Annotated in this window: 20 protein-coding genes; 5 read left to right on the forward strand and 15 right to left on the reverse strand. The window is 38.8% G+C overall.

What is annotated here, in order from left to right:
- Positions 1 to 59: 59 nt before the first annotated feature.
- Together HNP38_RS07470 and HNP38_RS07475 are read left to right on the forward strand one after the other, a co-directional pair.
- Positions 60 to 2078 carry a M3 family metallopeptidase gene (locus HNP38_RS07470; protein WP_184186917.1) on the forward strand — a complete coding sequence of 673 codons (2019 nt, stop codon included), beginning with the start codon at positions 60 to 62 and terminating at the stop codon, positions 2076 to 2078.
- A 95-nt stretch (positions 2079 to 2173) separates the two neighbouring features.
- On the forward strand, positions 2174 to 2857 hold the full coding sequence (locus tag HNP38_RS07475; protein WP_184186920.1) for a hypothetical protein: 684 nt from the start codon (positions 2174 to 2176) through the stop codon (positions 2855 to 2857).
- A 97-nt stretch (positions 2858 to 2954) separates the two neighbouring features.
- Here HNP38_RS07475 and HNP38_RS07480 read toward each other — a convergent pair whose 3' ends face one another.
- The 9 genes from HNP38_RS07480 to panD all read right to left on the reverse strand — a co-directional run bounded on the left by HNP38_RS07480 (position 2955) and on the right by panD (position 11098).
- Complete coding sequence (locus tag HNP38_RS07480) at positions 2955 to 4466, reverse strand: helix-hairpin-helix domain-containing protein (RefSeq protein WP_184187670.1); 1512 nt, start codon at positions 4464 to 4466, stop codon at positions 2955 to 2957.
- Between the two features lie 2 nt (positions 4467 to 4468).
- Positions 4469 to 5851, reverse strand: coding sequence for a PP2C family serine/threonine-protein phosphatase (locus HNP38_RS07485; RefSeq protein WP_184186923.1), 1383 nt, complete (start codon positions 5849 to 5851; stop codon positions 4469 to 4471).
- Positions 5852 to 5853: 2 nt separating this feature from the next.
- Complete coding sequence (locus tag HNP38_RS07490; protein ID WP_184186926.1) at positions 5854 to 6897, reverse strand: TerY-C metal binding domain-containing protein; 1044 nt, start codon at positions 6895 to 6897, stop codon at positions 5854 to 5856.
- A gap of 25 nt (positions 6898 to 6922) precedes the next feature.
- The gene (locus HNP38_RS07495; RefSeq protein WP_184186929.1) at positions 6923 to 7561 is read right to left on the reverse strand and encodes a vWA domain-containing protein; all 639 of its coding nucleotides are present in this window, start codon (positions 7559 to 7561) and stop codon (positions 6923 to 6925) included.
- A complete protein-coding gene (locus HNP38_RS07500) occupies positions 7561 to 8199 on the reverse strand; it encodes a vWA domain-containing protein (RefSeq protein WP_184186932.1) in 639 nt (212 codons plus the stop codon). The genes HNP38_RS07495 and HNP38_RS07500 overlap by 1 nt, the downstream gene beginning before the upstream one ends.
- A complete protein-coding gene (locus HNP38_RS07505; protein WP_184186935.1) occupies positions 8200 to 8874 on the reverse strand; it encodes a TerD family protein in 675 nt (224 codons plus the stop codon). It lies immediately after the preceding gene.
- Between the two features lie 33 nt (positions 8875 to 8907).
- A complete protein-coding gene (locus tag HNP38_RS07510) occupies positions 8908 to 9483 on the reverse strand; it encodes a TerD family protein (RefSeq protein ID WP_184186938.1) in 576 nt (191 codons plus the stop codon).
- A gap of 178 nt (positions 9484 to 9661) precedes the next feature.
- On the reverse strand, positions 9662 to 10744 hold the full coding sequence (locus HNP38_RS07515) for a lysylphosphatidylglycerol synthase transmembrane domain-containing protein (RefSeq protein ID WP_184186941.1): 1083 nt from the start codon (positions 10742 to 10744) through the stop codon (positions 9662 to 9664).
- Positions 10745 to 10747: 3 nt separating this feature from the next.
- Positions 10748 to 11098, reverse strand: a complete 351-nt coding sequence (gene panD, locus HNP38_RS07520) for an aspartate 1-decarboxylase (protein ID WP_123262299.1) — start codon at positions 11096 to 11098, stop codon at positions 10748 to 10750.
- A 399-nt stretch (positions 11099 to 11497) separates the two neighbouring features.
- Here panD and HNP38_RS07525 point away from each other — a divergent pair, with 399 nt between their 5' ends.
- Complete coding sequence (locus tag HNP38_RS07525) at positions 11498 to 11788, forward strand: HU family DNA-binding protein (RefSeq protein ID WP_047097388.1); 291 nt, start codon at positions 11498 to 11500, stop codon at positions 11786 to 11788.
- Between the two features lie 109 nt (positions 11789 to 11897).
- Here the strand turns inward: HNP38_RS07525 and pdxH are convergent, their stop codons facing one another.
- The gene (gene pdxH / locus HNP38_RS07530; RefSeq protein ID WP_184186944.1) at positions 11898 to 12539 is read right to left on the reverse strand and encodes a pyridoxamine 5'-phosphate oxidase; all 642 of its coding nucleotides are present in this window, start codon (positions 12537 to 12539) and stop codon (positions 11898 to 11900) included.
- A gap of 24 nt (positions 12540 to 12563) precedes the next feature.
- Between pdxH and HNP38_RS07535 the strand changes: the two genes are divergently transcribed.
- Complete coding sequence (locus HNP38_RS07535; RefSeq protein WP_184186947.1) at positions 12564 to 13112, forward strand: YqgE/AlgH family protein; 549 nt, start codon at positions 12564 to 12566, stop codon at positions 13110 to 13112.
- A gap of 111 nt (positions 13113 to 13223) precedes the next feature.
- Positions 13224 to 13805, forward strand: coding sequence for an N-acetylmuramoyl-L-alanine amidase (locus HNP38_RS07540; protein ID WP_184186950.1), 582 nt, complete (start codon positions 13224 to 13226; stop codon positions 13803 to 13805).
- An 88-nt stretch (positions 13806 to 13893) separates the two neighbouring features.
- Here the strand turns inward: HNP38_RS07540 and HNP38_RS07545 are convergent, their stop codons facing one another.
- The 5 genes from HNP38_RS07545 to HNP38_RS07565 form a co-directional block, all read right to left on the reverse strand.
- Positions 13894 to 14703 carry an aminotransferase class IV gene (locus HNP38_RS07545; RefSeq protein WP_184186953.1) on the reverse strand — a complete coding sequence of 270 codons (810 nt, stop codon included), beginning with the start codon at positions 14701 to 14703 and terminating at the stop codon, positions 13894 to 13896.
- A gap of 79 nt (positions 14704 to 14782) precedes the next feature.
- Positions 14783 to 15169 (reverse strand): START-like domain-containing protein, encoded by a 387-nt coding sequence (locus tag HNP38_RS07550; RefSeq protein ID WP_184186956.1) that lies wholly within the window; start codon positions 15167 to 15169, stop codon positions 14783 to 14785.
- Positions 15170 to 15402: 233 nt separating this feature from the next.
- Positions 15403 to 16578 carry an aspartate aminotransferase family protein gene (locus HNP38_RS07555; protein ID WP_184187673.1) on the reverse strand — a complete coding sequence of 392 codons (1176 nt, stop codon included), beginning with the start codon at positions 16576 to 16578 and terminating at the stop codon, positions 15403 to 15405.
- Between the two features lie 143 nt (positions 16579 to 16721).
- Positions 16722 to 17498: a hypothetical protein gene (locus HNP38_RS07560; RefSeq protein WP_184186959.1), complete on the reverse strand. Its 777-nt coding sequence runs from the start codon at positions 17496 to 17498 to the stop codon at positions 16722 to 16724.
- Between the two features lie 3 nt (positions 17499 to 17501).
- Positions 17502 to 18329, reverse strand: a complete 828-nt coding sequence (locus tag HNP38_RS07565; protein ID WP_184186962.1) for a hypothetical protein — start codon at positions 18327 to 18329, stop codon at positions 17502 to 17504.

Below are 18329 nucleotides of genomic sequence, written 5' to 3' on the forward strand. Positions count from 1 at the left end.
GGGCATTCTCATTCTGAATTGAACTAAATAATTAAATTTACATTCCTAAAAAATATAACATGAATATTTTAACCGAGAAATTCAATACACCATACCATTCAGCACCATTCAGCAATATTAAAAACGAAGATTACCTTCCTGCTTTTAAAGAGTTGATCCAACGTTCCGAAGAAGAGATCAATACCATTGTTAACAATCCTGAAAAACCGACTTTCTCCAATGTGATCGAATCGCTGGCTTATGCAGGTGAACAGCTGGATGTGGTTTCCAATATTTTTTTCAATCTGAATTCTGCAGAAACCAGTGATGAACTTCAGAAGCTCGCACAGGAAGTTTCTCCCATTTTAACGGAGTATTCATCAAAAATTTCACAAAACGGAGCTTTGTTTACTAAAATAAAAAACGTATATGATGAAAAGGATCAGTACGATCTGAATGAAGAACAGCAAATGCTTTTGAACGAGACCTATAAAGGCTTTGTAAGAAGCGGTGCCTTATTAAACGATGAGGACAAAGAAAAATTAAAGACGATCAATATGGAACTGTCTTTAAAATCTTTACAGTTCGGACAAAATGTTCTTGCTTCAACCAACGCCTATTTTAAACATATTACCGATAAAAAAGAACTTGCAGGTATTCCGGAAGCCATTCTTGAGCAATATGCTGAGGAAGCCAAAGAAAGAAATCTGGACGGCTGGGTTGTTACATTACAATATCCAAGCTATATCCCAGTGATGACCTATGCCGAAAACCGTGAGCTGAGAAAAGAACTGGCCTTGGCTAATGGTAAAAAATCTTTTGACGGCGGTGAATTTGATAACCAAAACCTCATCAAAGAAATTCTCCGTTTAAAACAGCAAAAAGCCGAACTTGTAGGGTATGACAATTATGCTGACTTTGTTCTGGAGGAGAGAATGGCCAAATCCCCTCTGAAAGTCCTTGATTTTCTGAATGAGCTTTTGACCAAAGCCAAACCTTATGCCGATAAAGAGATCGAAGAGCTGAAATCTCTGGCCAAAGCAGACGGAATTGATGAAATGCAAGGCCATGACCATGCTTTTTATGCAGAAAAGCTTCGTAAACAAAAATTTGACCTGAATGATGAGGAACTGAAACCCTATTTCCCGTTGAACCAGGTACAGGAGGCTGTTTTCGGGTTGGCACAGCAGCTTTTCGGGTTAACTTTTGAGGAAAGAAATGACATTCCGAAATACCACGAAGAGGTGAAAGTATATGAAGTAAAAGAAAATGGGGAGTATAAATCCCTGCTTTATGTGGATTATTTTCCTAGAAAAGGTAAAAGAGCAGGAGCCTGGATGACAAGTTATAAAAGCCAGTACAAAAAAGACGGGTTAAACTCCAGGCCTCATATTTCCATTGTCTGCAATTTCAGCAAACCTACAAAAGATACTCCAAGTTTACTGACTTTTCAGGAGGTAACGACTTTATTCCACGAATTCGGGCATGCGCTTCATGGTATGCTTGCGAATACCCAGTATCCCAGCCTTTCCGGAACTTCCGTAAAATGGGATTTTGTGGAATTACCATCTCAATTTCTTGAAAATTTCTGTTATGAGCCGGAATTCCTGAAAACTTTTGCAAAACATTATAAGACCGGAGAAATCCTTCCAGATGAGAAGATAGAAAAGATAGAGCAGTCCAAGAATTTTATGGAAGGTTACCAAACATTGAGGCAATTAGGTTTCGGGCTTCTTGATATGAATTATCATACGAAAGTGGGAGAATTAGAAGGTGAGAGTGTCAAGGAGTTTGAAGATAAGTACACCAAAGCAACACAGCTTTACCCAGGTAATCCGGAAACAGCAATGAGCCCGAGTTTTTCCCATATTTTCCAGGGCGGGTATTCTGCAGGATATTATTCCTATAAATGGGCGGAAGTACTGGATGCAGATGCTTTCCAATATTTTAAAGAGAACGGGATCTTCAATCCTGACATTGCTACAAAATATAAAGTGCTTCTTTCTTCTGGCGGTACTAAAGATCCTATGGAACTTTATAAAAGCTTCAGGGGAAGTGAACCGAAAGTGGAGAGTCTGCTGAAGAGGGCGTTTGGGTAAAATAATATCATAAAGTCCTTTAGACTTAGTTCTAAAGGATTTTTCTTTGCTAAAAATATTTCTACATTTAGACAATCTATAAACACAAATACATTATGTTCAATTTCTTCAGGAAAAAAGAAACGAAAGCGGAAAAGAAAATGGAAATTACTATAAATTCTGTTTCTGTTCCTAATTTTGGATGGAATATAGTAGAGCAAAATGACTCTCAGATTGTTTGGGTAAATCCTGAACAAAGTGCTTTGATATCTCTTTATTTTTTCAATATCCCGCCTGATTTACCTACTTTTAAAGATATTTATGTATTGAGAAATTTCCATCGACAATCAATTGCTGATTCAGGAGGTGGAATTATCGAGATCTCCATTTTCAATCTCCACAATATCCCAAGTGTAAAAACTATTTTTAAAATTCCTCAGCCGGAAAGAGGAATGAGCTATCTTGCTTCAGTAACCATCCCTTTTGAAAACTACAGTTTTGTTATCAAAGCCCAGGCTGTTGAAGTAGGAACTACTGGGATAAGAGATGCCTTTATTTTAGATAGATTTCTTAATAGCGGTGAGGTAACTTTTGAAGACAACAGACTTCAAAACTGGTTCGAAGATCCGTATGATCAGGATTTTAAAGGAGGAACTCCAATGAATAAATCTGAACAGGAACAATATGATGCTGAATTTCCTGAACATCCACTGACAATAGTGAGAAAATTAATTAATACAGCCATCAAAGAAACTGTTTTTGATCCGGCAATTCAAAATCTTGCACCTTTTGACAAATAAAGCCTAATGTTTAGATAATACACCGAGTTATTTTTTCTCTGTCAAAATTGACTGAAAAGAAAAAAGTGAGACAGCCTCTGATTTTGTTGATTTTGCCTTATTGATTGGCTAAAGTCACATAAATAAGCCTTCCCCCCTCTTCATCAGATAGCAGGATCTTTTTGCCATCCGTAAGCTCCACCATTGAATTGGGCGGGATTTCCTTTTGTTCCGTAACATCTTTCATACTTGGCAGGCTTTGATTCACCAAAACCCATTTCCCCTGATGGAATGTAAAATATCCTACAGGCCTTTTATCTTCTGCTGTCAGGTTCTCATTCCTGATCACCTTTTTGGAAACGTGCCATTTGAACAAATATTGATTGTGGTACACCATGATCCTGTGATTCTCCGGCTTCCAGACATCATCCTTAAACTTAAAGTACAGGTCCAGCACCGGTAGTGTCCCCTGATGCGGAGTACCACAGAAAGGACATCTAGGCTGATTGCTGTTGTCAAAAACATACCATTTTTCTGCACAGTCCTTATTATGGCAGGGTTGTATCAGATCTACCGTTTTCAAAAGAGCGGTTTCCCATTCGTTGGCGATCGGGCGCCTGATTGGGTCGTGAAGCCCGTCTATAAAAGCCTTCCTGAACAATTCGGATAGATAAGGGCCTGTAATAGTATAAGGAACTTTCTTCGGATCCCCCCAAAAGGCATCCCATTTTTTAAGATGATCGGGCTTTACATAATTGGTAGTATCCGTGGGATGCTCTACAAAAATTGCCTTTTCACCCATAGATAAAAGCTCATCCTTTTCAGAATCCAGATCCCAGATCTTTCCTCCTCTCAAAGGATGGCGTCTCAGCAGGTACATATAGATCAGCACTGCCAAAGCATGAAGATCGGTTTTCTGGTTAGGAAGCTTCCTGTCAGGGTCTTTAATATTCAAATGTTTAGTTCTTAAAACCTCGGGAGCAATAAAATCGGCTGTCCCGATAACTTCCGGATGAAAAAGTTTAGGAACTACCAATCCGTCTATATCGATGATACAGGCAGATTTAGTAACCGGATCCACCAGAATATTATTATAAGAAAGGTCTGAATGTGCCAAACCCATCTGGTGAAGTTTCTTGACTCCCCTGCTTATATTGATGGCGATCTGGAAATAGCTGAGCCAGTCTCCCAATTCGGATCTGTCCAGCCTTAAAGGATAATGCTGATTCCTGAACATAGGGGAAGTAAACCATTTGCCTACTTTATCCCCGCCCATGATCGTATCTGAGCCTACGTATCCTTTGGCAAAGAAAAACTTTTTATGATAAACAGGGACCACAATACCGGTCAGCTTATCCTTCTGAACAATATCATAAGGCCATCTGAATATCTCATCTATGAAGTACTCTGAGGCATTTCCATTCTGTATGTTGTCCAAGTAAGTGGAAACGATCCGCTTGATCCTTTCTTTCTGGTCCACTTCCAAAGGGGTGCGGTAGAATGCCACCACATAATCCCTGTTGGGAGAGAAGTACACATCCTTTACTCCACCCTGCACCGGGCTTTCGTCTACATATTCGTAGGTTTTGGATGCGTCTAAAACGGAAGGAACTTTAACTGTTTTTTTCATCATCAATATATTATAGCTAAGGTTCTGTCGTCATGATTGCCCCGGCTCCAAAAGTCAGTCCATTGCAGCAGCTGCGTATCAATATCTTCATCATTTTCAAAATCCACTTTAGCTCTGTCATCATTGTTGCCATCTAAATCCTGAAAAAAAGCATTCCAGCTTTCCATATCTTCCAGCTTATTTTCTGTTACGAATTTAGGATCATAAATACCATCCGTCATCAGGACAAGGCGTGAAAAATCTTCCACACAAACTATCCCGAAACGGGAAGTAATGGTATCGTTGAAAATTTCTTTCATGGTAATAAAACGGGTTCCGCCTCCGAATTCGCCCACATCCATCTTATTCAGCAATTTTACTTCTTTCTTGTCAGAAGTGATCAAGTTAATCGGACAGTCCCCAACCCCGAAGGTCAGAATGACATATCCGAAATCGAATTTTTTAACCAGAGCAAAAATTAAAGTAGAATGCAGATCTTTTATGGAGAAAGCGTTCTCTGCTGCTGCCTCATTCAATACATTATAAGTATGCAGAATCCCTTTATATAGGGACCTGATCACATTTTGTCTGGCTTCAGTCCTGATGTCATTAGTCTCATCATTAGTTTCTGATCTATCAGGATAAATAAGTCCAATATTTTTTTCAATCTCGTTTAAGATTTCTTCGTTTTTAAAGAACCCATTAATAGATTCTGTGGCCAGCTGAGACCCGCGTCTCGCCATTTTTGCAGAACCGGCTCCATCTGAGACCGAAATGATGCTCCATTCTGCAGGAAGCTCACTGACTGCAAAATCATCATCCCTGAACGTTCCTTCATGGGCATGTGAGCGTCCTCTTTTGGAGGCTACCACAATTTTCTTATCTAAAAAAGCATCTTTAAATTTAGCTTCTTCAGGTTTATAGAAAACAGCATCTTCCGGACTGGGAATATTTTTCCATAAGTCTTTCGGGTCTGCATTTACAAATAACTGTACGGTCTTACTGTCTGTATTTCCCTCATCGCCGATATGAAAAAACCGGATCTCAAGGTTAAAGGCATTGCTGGTGACCGGCGTGCCTTTGATGGTATTATTTTCGAATTCAAGGCCGGTAATTTCCAGATTTTCGATACTTTTTATCCGGATATTCGGAAACTTTTCCATCTCAAAACTATATTCATAGTATTGTTTCGAATTGGCATTTTTCATCACAAGATGAGCTTCTTTGAATTCTTCTTTTTCTTTATAAATGATTGCTTCTTGCATAATTTTTTGTTTGGCTTCAGCAATGGAATGCAGATTCCTGATCACACTGGCATTACCGATAAGTTTTGAAACGATCTTATCCGTAATTTTTCCTTCCAGTATATGATGATCCTTCAGGATCTGCCTGATATCTCCCTCCATTCTCAGCCTAAAGTCCTGTTAATATCAAATCCTTCGCTTGAAAACCCATAATAATCTGAGGTTCCGCACCATGGGCATGTGCTGTGTCCCTCTCCCTTCAGGCAATGGATACCTCCGCATGAGCAGGTTGCCAAAGCAATAGGATTGGAACAGTGAGGACAGGAAGTACTTCCCTGCAATTCTTCAATAGAGATCCTTAAGTTATTTTTTTGTGATGAAGAAAGCCTGAAATAGGAACTTTCATCTATTTTATAAGCCCCATCCAGCCTGTAATACCGTGTTGACATCCCTTCGATACCGGAATTGGTCAGCGCTTTCTTAAATTTCATCAGGTAAAGCTTCTTTGTTTCCGAACATTTTGCATTCAGGACAACGAAATTATTATCAGGAAATCTCTGCTGGGTTTCCGGATCTACTTTTTCAAGGATAATGGGATCTATTTTGGAGAGATTGATTCCTTCTTTATTGGTTTCACTTACGCTCTGGCTGGTTGTTTTAATGGAATCCGTAACCCATTTGAAGAACTCTTTATAAGAATTTTCATTGGAATTATTAAACAGTAAAACATTGTCAGACAAAGAGCCTAACAGTTTATGATTGGTATTATCCCCAATAGATATGGCTATTGTATTGGACTTTCCGTGATAGTTTGTATTCCATCTTTCAATGGCTGCCGTAGCATCATCTGTAGGAACACCGTCTGTGAAGAGAAAAACAATAGGTTTCCAGTCTCCTTTTCTTTCATAGGTTGTTTTTACAATATCCCTGTCAATACAGTCCATTGTCTTGTAAAGTCCTTTTGACAAAGACGTTCCGCTCCCGATAGGGATTTTCGGAGGATAAAAACTGATAATATCCTGCAAAGGAGTGATGACTTCCGCTTCTCCTGCAAAGCCTATAATGGAGATCCAGACTGTTTCCAGTGAATAGGGATCTTTCTTCAGTTCTTTAATGATAGTTGCGATACCTTCCTGCACCTGCTCAATAGGTTCCCCTACCATAGATTCGGAGATATCGACAAGAAAATAAATAGGCAGTCTTCTCATGGTTTAATTTTTAAAGACAAGGTTATTAGACAATGATATTAAGCTCAGAAGGCGGTGGCGGCAGCATCATACTTTCTCCCGTCCCTTGGGTTTTACCTCCCATTGTAATGGAAGAGCTTACCCATTTGAAGAATGATGAAAGAGTAACAGCGTCAGTAGTGTCTAATTTCACTACATGGTCCGTCAGCTCCCTTAAAGACTGTTCATCAGCTTTAGGGCCTGCTGCGCATCCTACAATGATCCCAAATTCCAGGTTTTTGATCACTGGAACCATTTCCTTATACTTCTGGATATCCGAAGGCTTCCCGTCTGTAAATATGAACAGTAGCGGCCTCCAGTCTCCTTTTCTGTCAGCTGAACCTTTCACCAGTTCTCCCTGAACAAGTCCCGAGACCATTTCCAAGGCAGCTCCGGTGTGGGTAGGGCCACTGTCCGGGCATGTGATCTCCATCGGATGAAAGCTCGCCAGATCGATCAGGGGAATTATGTTTTTAACATCCCTGTCAAAGGTAATTACGCTCAGATGCAGGGTATCCATTGCCTGGGGATCTGCACGAAGCATGCTGATCAGTCCGTTAAACCCGTTATTCAGTGCCTGAATGGGTTCTCCGTTCATTGATCCTGACGTATCCAGTAAAAAATAGGCTAATAATCTTCTACTCATTATGAAACGAATGTTAGTTCTGAAGGCGGAGGAGGAAGCTGGTCTAAGCCAAACACCTCTTTCCCGGATTCTTCGAGTTTGGTAGAGGTAGTGGAAATGGAAGCCGTAACCCACTTAAAGAACTGGGCAATGCTTTCAGAATCCGAATTTTGCAGACTTACCACCTCATTGGTGATCTGCTTCAAAATAGAATGATCGGCATCGCCTCCCACTGCACATCCGATGATAAATCCTTTATATACGGATTTTAATTTATTCATACCAGACTGCCAGTCATCTGTAGGAACACCGTCTGTCATGATGAAGGTCATAGGCTTCCAGTCTCCTTTCTGTTCTGTAGTGGTCTTGGTAACTTCAGTCTGAACTTTATCTGCCAATAAAGAAAGTGCAGCCCCGAAAGACGTAACTCCCGAAGCTTTAACATCCACCATCTGAAAGCTTGCCAGATCGGTCAGGGGAATCACCTGCCTGGCATCTGTATCAAAAGTAATGATACTGATATAAGCGGTTTCCAATGCCTGAGGCATCTGCCTTAGAGAATGCAGCATCATCTGGACACCATTTTTCACTGCCTCAATGGGTTCGCCGGTCATAGACCCCGAAGTATCCAGTAATAAATAAACAGGTAACCGTCTCATTTATCGGGTATATACATACTGTTTTAAAATATCAACGAAGTTATCCGTATGATGCGGCTCTCCCAATGCACGGAATTTCCAGTCTCCATTATGACGGTACGCTTCCGCAAAAACCATTGAACACATACCGTTCATACTGGCATCCCCCGAAAGGCTGTATTTTGTAATTTCGTTTCCGCGTGCATCCACGGCTCTGATAAATGCGTTTTCGATCATTCCGAAATGCTGGTTGTTTTTTCTGCCAAGGTATATGGTAACAAGGAATAGTATTTTCTGGTATTTCTGGTCCAGCTGATCCAGCTTTACGATGATCTGCTCATCATCCCCGTCTCCGGCTCCTGTTCTGTTATCACCCGTTAGCCATACATTCCCGCTCGGATGCTGCATTGAGTTAAAATAAATAACATCTCCCTGATAAAGCCCCATCTGTCTTCCATCATTGGTCTGAACCGTTCTTCCCAGATCCGCTACTTTCCCGTTGTCATCCAAAAGAAAAGCAATGGCGTCCAGGTCATATTCTGCTTCTTTACTGAACAGTTTTCCTAAAAACCCACCACCTTGTTTTCTTACGTCCCATCCCAGACCGATGGTTACTTTGGAAAGGTCATAAACACTTTCTCCACGATCATTTTTTCTTAAATCAATAGTCTGACCTTTTTGTAAATTGATTGCCATAGCTATATAGTTTATTTTTAATGTTATTTATAATTATTTAATGATTTGTCCTTTATAGTATTTTTCAAGGAAGAATGATAAATCGGCTCTGTATCCTATTCCTGATGCTTCAAATTTCCAGCTTCCATTTTTTCTGTACAGCCTTCCGAACTCTACTCCCGTTTCAATGGAGAAATCCTCATCCAGTTCATATTTTGCAATTTCCTGATGAGAAGAGTTATCAACAACCCTGATATAGGAGTTTCTCACCTGTCCGAAGTTTTGCTTTCTTCTTTCAAAATCTTCAATGGTTACCACAAATAGGATCTCCTCTACCCTCGGGTCTACTTTGTCCAGATCCACTACAATGGCTTCATCATCATCACCATCGCTGTTTTTTCCGCTCGGGTCATCACCTGTATGGTTCAGTGCCCCATCCGGAGAATTCAGGTTATTATAAAAAACAAAATACTCCTCACTCACCAGTTTTCTGTCAGAATCAATCATAATCGCCGAAGCATCCAGGTCAAAGTCATATCCCGTTCCGTCATTCGGGTCCCATCCTAATCCAATTGTCATTTTAGTAAGCCCTAAATCAATTTTCTGCCCTTTCTGTAAATTAATCGCCATAATGTTATTAAGTTTATTTTTGCCTTGAAGATAAATTTGATTTATGAATTGACCAAATTTATTTTAAAAAATAATACAGGTGTTACGGTTTACCATAATCAAACCATCGTCAGATATCCATAATAAAGGGGCCCGGCTAAAACCAGGCCCCTTTTATAGTTATATCAATTTTATAAAATTAATGCTGAAAATTTTTGCCGGCAGCTACTTTATTCCTTTCTTTTGCCAGCATAGGTATGGAGATCAGCCCCATAACAAGCATGATAACAATTTGTAACGGCAAAGAGATGAATGAATAAGTGAGACCCATTTCACCACCCTGTTCCGCACTTTTTCCCACGGAAATGAACAGAGCCATAAAGCCATATTTCATAGCAAGGTTAAATGCTCCGATCCCACCGCTTGCCGGGATCATCATTCCCAATGTACCAACAACAATAATGAAAAATCCATCGGCTATGGTAAAGTCTGAGGTTTCAGGGAGTGCAAAACACACCAGATATGCTGCAAAATAATAACTGATCCAGATCCCAATTGTATACAAAATGAATTTTACCTTCTCTTTCAGTTTAAATATGGAGGTCAGACCCTGCAAGATCCCTTTTCCAAAATTGATCAGCTTTTCTTTCTTATATTTATAAAAAGCTATTAATCCTACTATTATCAGGATAACAACAGAAATCTTAAAGTAATAATAAAACGAATCAAAATCACTGACTCCCAATTTTATAAGCTGCCTTTCCATGAAGTTAGGCTCAAATTTTTGTTTCCTAGCTTTCTGTTCCGTAACAAATTTGTAGAATGAAATGATGGCGTCATACTTGAATATGATGGTCAATCCAAGAAAAGCCAGCATACAGATCAGATCCACCACTCTTTCCAGGATGATGGTTCCAAAGGATTTGTCCACCGGTACTTTTTCCACTCCATATAATGCTGTGGCTCTTGCTACTTCTCCGCTTCGGGGAATGGTAAGGTTCATCAGATATCCAAAGGAAATAGACCACAAAGAATTGGAGCTGGATATTTTATGCCCCATGGGCTCCAGCAGAAGGTTCCAGCGTACTGCACGGAACCAATAGGCTAAAATTCCAAAAACAGAGGCCAATAAGACCCACATATAGTTGGCTCTGGCAAGGGATTTCTGTATTACTTTAAAGTCCAGCCCTTTGAGTGCGATCCATAAAAAAAAGCCTGCAAAAGCAAGCGAAATTACAATGGTAATTACTGATTTTAAGGGATTAGGTGATTTGTTTTCCATGAATCAGGTAAGAAGATTAGTTTTTTCGTCCGGAAAAACGATTTTCGGCTGGAAGTTTTTAGCTTCCTCAGGAGTCATCTGTGCATAGGCTATAATAATGATGATATCATCTTTCTGCACTTTTCTGGCAGCAGGCCCGTTCAGACATACTTCTCCGGATTTTCTTTTTCCTTTTATAACGTATGTATCAAAACGTTCTCCATTGTTCACATTCACGATATAAACTCTTTCACCTACTACCAAACCTGCAGCTTCAATAAGATCTTCATCTATCGTGATGCTTCCAATATAATTAAGGTCCGAGGCTGTCACTCTTACCCTGTGAATTTTAGACTTAAAAACTTCTATTAACATGCTGCAAATTTATTAATAAAAATCAATAAAACAGATTTTTAAACAATTTTAAAACTGCCAGATATCCAGATATTTAATTTTATTAACCGTAATTTTTTCAAGCTTTATTTAAAAAATCTACAACCATATCGTCAAAAGCATTAATACTTTATGTTAAAATTCAGGATTTAACAAATGTGAAAAATAATCACCAAATTTCATCAAACTCAATACACATAAGCATTTGGCATGATTTTAGTGGCGGGTAACGTAGATTTTTCGTGAAAACTGAAATTATCATATTTCAACTGTTTTCATTAAAAATTACAAAAATTATACAAATTTTAATATAAAAATTGCACAATTAGAAAATTGTATTATATTTGCTATAATTACAAACTAACTTTAATATTAAAAATTATGAACAAGTCTGAATTAATCGACGCAATCGCAAAGGATGCAGGTATCACTAAAGTTGCAGCTAAAGCTGCTTTAGAATCATTCATTTCTAATGTAACTTCTACATTAAAGAAAAAAGACGGAAAAGTTTCTTTAGTAGGTTTCGGTACTTTCTCAGTAGCTGAGAGAGCTGCAAGACAAGGTATCAACCCTGCAACTAAAAAACCGATCAAAATCGCTGCTAAAAAAGTTGCTAAATTCAAGGCTGGAGCTGATCTATCTAATGCAGTTTCTGGTGCTAAGAAGAAATAATCATTCAGATTAAAAAAAATTTAAACCTCATCCTTAGATGAGGTTTTTTTATGTTTTATATATTTAAAGAACCTTTATATTATTCGAAGCATCTCAACCAATCAATTTATTACGGAGCCAGACGGGAAATCTTCCAGTCAAGACCATCCAGCTCGTAAACAATCCTGTCATGGAGCCTATTGGGCCTTCCCTGCCAGAATTCAATTTCATAAGGCTTTGCGATATATCCGCCCCAGTTTTCAGGCCTCGGAACTTCACTGTTTTCGTACTCTTTTTCCAGTTTCTTCAATCTTTCTTCCAGAAATTCTTTATTGGGAATGATCTGGCTCTGAGGTGAAGCGGCTGCCCCCAACTGGCTTCCTTTCGGTCTTGAGTGAAAATATCCGTCACTTAGGTTCTCAGCTACTTTTTCCAATTTTGCCTTGATAATGACCTGCCTCTCAAGGCTCGGCCAAAAAAAGTGCAGGCAGGCTTTATGATTATTTTCTATTGCTTTTCCTTTTTTACTGTCATAATTGGTATAAAAAATAAATCCTGCATGTGTATAGGCTTTCAGAAGCACCATTCTTGTTCTTGGACAACCGTCTTCTTCTACTGTTGAAATCGCCATTGCATTGGCTTCAGAGACCGCAGGATCTTCATTGGCATCCAAAAACCAGTCCCTGAACTGCTCTATAGGATTTTGTTTTATCTCACTTTCAACAAGTTGGGATTTCTGATATATTTTTCTTTTATCATGAAGGTTTTCCATAATTATTTTTTATTAATTTTGAGTATGAATTACTCATACAAAGGTAAAATATTAATCTCCACCCCTGATATTTCCGGCGATATTTTTTCCAGGTCGGTAGTCCTCGTGATTGATCATAATGAAGGGGGCGCATTCGGATTGATATTGAACAAGAAAAATAATCAGATGAGCAGCAGGTTCAAAAATTTCTTTGAATTCAAAATTGACGTCTATGACGGTGGCCCTGTGGAGAATGATAAGGTTTTCTTTATTGTAAAGGGTAAAAAAGTAACGGATATCTATACTGATATCACTGAAGAATTCTACCTGACAGAAGATATTGAAAGTATCATCAATTCGGTTCTCAGTAATGATCTTAACATTGCCGACGTGAAGATCTTTTCGGGATATTCCGGATGGTCTGCCGGACAGCTTGATAATGAAATTCAGAAAAAGATGTGGACAGTAGTGGATATTTATAATCTGGACTACACCCTGCCTAATGATCAGACTCTCTGGAAATCCATCATGCAGAATCTGGGTGGTGAATATCTGCTCTGGGCTAATTCCCCGGAAGATATTTCTCTGAATTAAAAGGCTTCATTCATCATATAAAGGAGAATTATAAAATTAACAAACTTTAAGATTGTTTTAACCAATTTTTTAAAAAGATTTCCCGTTATTTGATAAACTAAAATCAGTGAAATGAAAGGATTCAAATTATTTGCTTTATCTCTCTTTTCAACAGCATTTTTATCTTTCACCCCGATCAAAAAGGAATACATTGTAATTGATGCCGGACATGGCGGTAATGACTTAGGAGCTGTTTACAGTGATCATTCCGAAAAACAAATCGTTCTTGATATTGCCGAGCAGATTCATGAGATCAATGAAACCCAGGAAAAATATGAAGTGATCCTGACCAGGGATTCAGACGAATTCAAAAGCCTTACAGACCGTACCAACAGAATCAACGATTTAAGCCCCGTAATGGTGATCTCACTGCATGTAAACAGGACTCCTGAAAAAGAAACCACGAAACAGGGACACGAGATCTTCGTTCAGTCTTCTGAAGAATCTAAAAAGATCGCCGGACAGATCACCAATAAGCTTGGAAAGTGCAATATTACAGAACGCAATCTGCATATATTAAGAGAAACCAAAGCACCGGCCGTTTTGGTAGAGCTGGGCTACATTAATAATACAAAAGACAGGGAATACCTGACCAGCAAAAAAGGACAAAAAGAAATTGCACAAAAATTCGTAGAGTTTTTCAACGAATACTAAAAATATAAATAATACAATTTCTGATCTACTCAGAATAAAACCCGGTAAAGGACTTTTGGGACTTTGTTGTTTACCGGGTTTGTCAATTTTAAAAACTTTGCTTCCAGCTTTCTACCCATTCTGAAAAACGGGAATTTCCGAAAGTCTTGTTTCTTATCTTACCTACAGAAAATATGCCTTTTTCATCAGAGATCATTAAAATCTCTTCTGCTTTCTGAGATTCAAATGCGATGATCTCGTGTTCCTGTATATCAGCAAGGTTATTCTTATGTAAAAAAGTAACGAAATTTTCCATCAAAGGAGATATGTAGGCTCCTTCTGATTGTTTTGGGATCTTGATCACATTTCCTTCCAGAAAAAGAAGATTCCCGGAGGCAGAGCGGGCAATCCTTTTATTGGGATTAAGAAGGATAACATCATCCAGGTCATTCTCCTGCGCATAGATCCCGCCATAAATATTTTCGGGGCAATGTACCCTGATGTTGCTCAGCAGATTGTTATTCACATTGATCTCTTTAATGAGATCCAGTTCCAACGGTCTTTGATAAACCGAAAGAACATCATTTGTCTCGGTAATTTCATAAAAATAGGATACGGATGATTTTGCCAGCGTGATCTCATCCGAATTCCTGAATACCTGAAAATTGATGATCCCATTGGTTATGCCTTTTCCTTCAATAGTATCTTTTTGAAAAAGGGTCTGGAAGAATTCCAAAGTATATGCTAAAGGAATATTCATTCTCAGCTTTCTCATGGAGGCCATCAGGAAAAAATAGCATTCTTCATCCATGATAAGCTTTGCATTCCTTATGAAGAAGGAAACTTTCACAGCATCCCCAAACAGGAATGCCCTGTTTTTTACATTTAATTCTTCTGAAGTAAAATATTGTTTTTCCAATTTCTGATCTGATTTGTTGATAAAAAAATAATGAACGATAAATCGTTCATCAGTTTACTATTTAATACGACAGCTTTTATTAAGCTGCACCTAGTTTTATCCTGAGATTTTCTATAAGGTTTTCCCAGTACATTGCATTTTCTTCTTCATCTCCCTGTTCACAAAAATCTGTAATATTCAGGGCCAGGTCTTCCGTAATATCGTCGATAACAATAGTCATCTCAAAGAAGTTCTTGGTTCCTTCATCTTCTTCCCATCTGAAACGTACAAAACCTTCAGGCTTATATCTGATTAAAGTTGCTTTTTCGGCAGGTCCCCCGCCCCAACTAAAATAGAAATCATCCCCCTTCTCTACCACATCATCTGCAAACCATTCGGATAGTCCCTCTGCAGTAGCCAGATATTCATACAAAATTTCTGAAAGACAATGCATTGGAAACTCGTAATGGACTTTATGTTTCGCCATATATTCTTTGTTTTATCGTCCCGCAATATATAAATTAATTTTTTTATTACACAAAAATGTGTTTACTTTTTTATATAATAAGCATGATATTTATCAATGATTTTTAAATAGGTGTTTAATCACTTTTTCAACCCGGAACGTGATGGAAAATATATTTAAATCTTTTATTTTTTAACCCAAAAAGCAGGTTACTGTAAACATATTTCAGAGTATAAAAGCCTCAATGGGGCATTTTAATTTTTGTTTAATACATCCAATATAATCTGACAGCCTTGCCGGATCTCATACTTGCTTATAGTGAGGGGCGGAGATATCCTCAAATACTCATTCCTGTACAGCTGCCAGAAAACGACCAGGCCTTTTTCCATACATTGCCCGGCTACATCCAATGTATATTCAGGGGATCCTAAATTAACCGCGAGCATCAGGCCTTTTCCGTTAATATTCCTGATCTTTGGATGCACCAAAAGCTCCCTGAACAGATTTTCTTTTTCTTCCACCTGATCCATCAGTCCGCTCTCCAGGACCTCTTTCAGGGTGGCATGGCTTGCTGCTGCGATCAACGGATTTCCTCCAAAGGTAGTAATATGCCCAAGCTTAGGCGAATGAGACAGTGCTTCCATAATTTTTTTTGAGCTCATGAAAGCGCCCACCGGAACTCCGCCTCCCATCCCTTTGCCCATTACCAAAATATCCGGAACGATCTCAAAATGTTCAAAAGAGAACAGCTTACCTGTTCTTCCGAATCCCGGCTGTATCTCATCCAATATGAGAAGAGCTCCCATATCTTCGCATCTTTTCTTCAGTTTCTTTACATATCCATCATCCGGAACCAGAAATCCTGCAGCCCCCTGAATGGTTTCCATAATGACACCCGCTGTTTTATCGGTAATCTTATCAAGATCATTCTCGTTATTGAATTCAATGAAATTTACCATTGGAAGTAACGGACGGAATTCTCTTTTATGGGTTTCATTTCCGGAAACACTCAATGCACCATGGGTATTGCCGTGATAAGAGTTTTTAAAAGAAACGATCTCCTCTCTTCCGGTATATCTTTTCGCGAGTTTCAAGCTTCCGTCAATAGCCTCTGCTCCACTGTTGACCAGATAGGTAACTTCCAAAGGGGGCGGAGTTGCCTCTGCCAGTAATCTGCACAATGCCACCGGCTTTTCCTGGGCATATTCCCCATAGACCATAACGTGAAGATATCGATCTGCCTGCTCCTTGATCGCCTGAACTACTTTAGGATGAGAATGACCTAAGGTATTGGCAGACACTCCGGCCACAAAATCCAGGTATTTTCTGCCATCTGTCCCGAAAATATAGCTTCCTTCCGCCTTTTCAACTTCAAAACCTGCTGCAAATTTTGTAGTCTGTGCCTGATATATAAAAAAATCTTTTTGCATCTCCATTTTCGTAAAAATTTCAGCAAAGCTAAAAAACATTCATTAAATGCCGAAATTATCCCGATAGAATAAAAAAATCACCCTTAACATAAATAGCAAGGGTGATCACCAAATCAAAAAAATATTAATATAGTTTTTATTTATTACAAAACTTTCTCTACTGTTACATAACTGTTACTGGTAACGTTATAGGATGTTGTACCTCCGATTTCTGAGATCGCTTCCAGAGTTATATACTGCCCCTGTACTGCATATACAGAAAAATCAAGGTTGATCTTTCTGTTGGTACCATCAAAGTTCACTGTATTTTCCAAAAGCTGGAATCTCTGAACGTCATTAACATACAGACTGGCACCCAACCTGTTACTAAATGATCCTGCAGGACCTGTAAAATTCAGGTTTAAATTAATCCTGTACAAACCTGTCTGCCGGATATACAATCTGTTAAGATTTACTCCGCTTGTTGCTATATTGGTTTTTAATCTTAATGGATCTGCCAGAAAATTAGGTTTGTCTATCAGGGAATTTATGGGTAATAATACAGCTCCCGAAGTAGTGGAGACAGCATTGATCTGAAATCTTGATATATTATCTGACTCTATTTCAAATGCTTTGCTCCAAACCAATCCGTCAAAAACCATGACCTGACCTGTGCTTTTTACAAACAACAACATTCCTCTGAGTGCCTCTATCCTTGTAACCGGGGCATTTACACCTGTGAAAGGCAAATTGACAGCAGCATCCACTGCAGGAAGCCCGAAACCTTTTACACCGGAAGCTTCATTAGCATTGGTAATATACATCATTACCTGATCATTTCCACTGGCATTGGAGTCAGGGTTTGAAATGCTGGTAAAATTCACTTGTGCACTGCAAATACTCATGATGAGTAAAGGGATGCAGTATATAAATTTTTTCATGGTTTAATAAGCTTTGATTAAACGGGCGGCAACGTATGAGTAAATTGTACTGGTATCTGTACCGTAAGCTGCAAGAGCTCCTCCTGAAACGGCAGTTGAGCTTATTCCCGGGACTACTCTTATTTCAGCTCCCGCCGGTAAAGAAATGGTTTGTGAGAAACTGGATGTTTTATTTCCTTGTGTATCGATTACAAAAATAATAGAGTAGTTTGTTTTGGAAACTACAGTTTCCCATGCGGAAGCCGTAGTATATTTTACCTGCAGGGTCAGTTTAAATTCCGTGATCCCTGCCTGAAACCCGATAGTACCTCCGGTAAATCCCAAAGCAACTCCTATATCATATAATCCTGCTGTCTTAACAGTCACCGAACTGGCATTTTTAATGAGAAGATTATCTACAAGCACCTGGCTTCTGTCATCTGGGGCAAGATAGGTAGGAGTATTTGTTGCGAAACAAAAACCTATCCCAAAGGATATACACGGAATAGTAATTCCTGTTGAAACCCCCAACCTTGAAGTTCTGGTCTGGAAAATACCCTGTATCTGTCTCGCGGGATTCCATGCATAGCCGTCATACTTATAATACTGATCATCATTTTTACTATAAATAAGCCCTCCAATAAGATTGGGGTAATCATCAAATATATCATTTGCAGACGCATTATATCTCGGAAACGCTGTATAGGCATTTGCAAACGGAAGTATTACTCCTTTTGTTCCGTCTATCACTTTTACGATATTCTTATTACTATTATCAGCACTTCCGATAGTTATTTGTCCGAAACAGTAGCACTGAAATATCATTATTATTAAAAATAGTATCTTTTTCAT

It is taken from the genome of Chryseobacterium defluvii, from assembly GCF_014204415.1.
Taxonomy (GTDB): Bacteria; Bacteroidota; Bacteroidia; order Flavobacteriales; family Weeksellaceae; genus Chryseobacterium; species Chryseobacterium defluvii_A.

Excerpts from the sequence above, each read along its gene's own strand:
- HNP38_RS07490 (WP_184186926.1), bottom strand. The coding sequence starts at position 6,897 with ATGAGAAGACTGCCTATTTATTTTCTTGTCGATATCTCCGAATCTATG.
- HNP38_RS07560 (WP_184186959.1), bottom strand. The coding sequence starts at position 17,498 with ATGAAAAAATTTATATACTGCATCCCTTTACTCATCATGAGTATTTGC.
- HNP38_RS07540 (WP_184186950.1), top strand. The coding sequence starts at position 13,224 with ATGAAAGGATTCAAATTATTTGCTTTATCTCTCTTTTCAACAGCATTT.
- HNP38_RS07470 (WP_184186917.1), top strand. The coding sequence starts at position 60 with ATGAATATTTTAACCGAGAAATTCAATACACCATACCATTCAGCACCA.
- panD (WP_123262299.1), bottom strand. The coding sequence starts at position 11,098 with ATGTTAATAGAAGTTTTTAAGTCTAAAATTCACAGGGTAAGAGTGACA.
- pdxH (WP_184186944.1), bottom strand. The coding sequence starts at position 12,539 with ATGGAAAACCTTCATGATAAAAGAAAAATATATCAGAAATCCCAACTT.
- HNP38_RS07495 (WP_184186929.1), bottom strand. The coding sequence starts at position 7,561 with ATGAGTAGAAGATTATTAGCCTATTTTTTACTGGATACGTCAGGATCA.
- HNP38_RS07535 (WP_184186947.1), top strand. The coding sequence starts at position 12,564 with ATGAATTACTCATACAAAGGTAAAATATTAATCTCCACCCCTGATATT.
- HNP38_RS07475 (WP_184186920.1), top strand. The coding sequence starts at position 2,174 with ATGTTCAATTTCTTCAGGAAAAAAGAAACGAAAGCGGAAAAGAAAATG.
- HNP38_RS07505 (WP_184186935.1), bottom strand. The coding sequence starts at position 8,874 with ATGGCAATCAATTTACAAAAAGGTCAGACTATTGATTTAAGAAAAAAT.
- HNP38_RS07555 (WP_184187673.1), bottom strand. The coding sequence starts at position 16,578 with ATGCAAAAAGATTTTTTTATATATCAGGCACAGACTACAAAATTTGCA.
- HNP38_RS07525 (WP_047097388.1), top strand. The coding sequence starts at position 11,498 with ATGAACAAGTCTGAATTAATCGACGCAATCGCAAAGGATGCAGGTATC.
- HNP38_RS07510 (WP_184186938.1), bottom strand. The coding sequence starts at position 9,483 with ATGGCGATTAATTTACAGAAAGGGCAGAAAATTGATTTAGGGCTTACT.
- HNP38_RS07500 (WP_184186932.1), bottom strand. The coding sequence starts at position 8,199 with ATGAGACGGTTACCTGTTTATTTATTACTGGATACTTCGGGGTCTATG.
- HNP38_RS07515 (WP_184186941.1), bottom strand. The coding sequence starts at position 10,744 with ATGGAAAACAAATCACCTAATCCCTTAAAATCAGTAATTACCATTGTA.
- HNP38_RS07485 (WP_184186923.1), bottom strand. The coding sequence starts at position 5,851 with ATGGAGGGAGATATCAGGCAGATCCTGAAGGATCATCATATACTGGAA.
- HNP38_RS07480 (WP_184187670.1), bottom strand. The coding sequence starts at position 4,466 with ATGAAAAAAACAGTTAAAGTTCCTTCCGTTTTAGACGCATCCAAAACC.
- HNP38_RS07550 (WP_184186956.1), bottom strand. The coding sequence starts at position 15,169 with ATGGCGAAACATAAAGTCCATTACGAGTTTCCAATGCATTGTCTTTCA.
- HNP38_RS07565 (WP_184186962.1), bottom strand. The coding sequence starts at position 18,329 with ATGAAAAAGATACTATTTTTAATAATAATGATATTTCAGTGCTACTGT.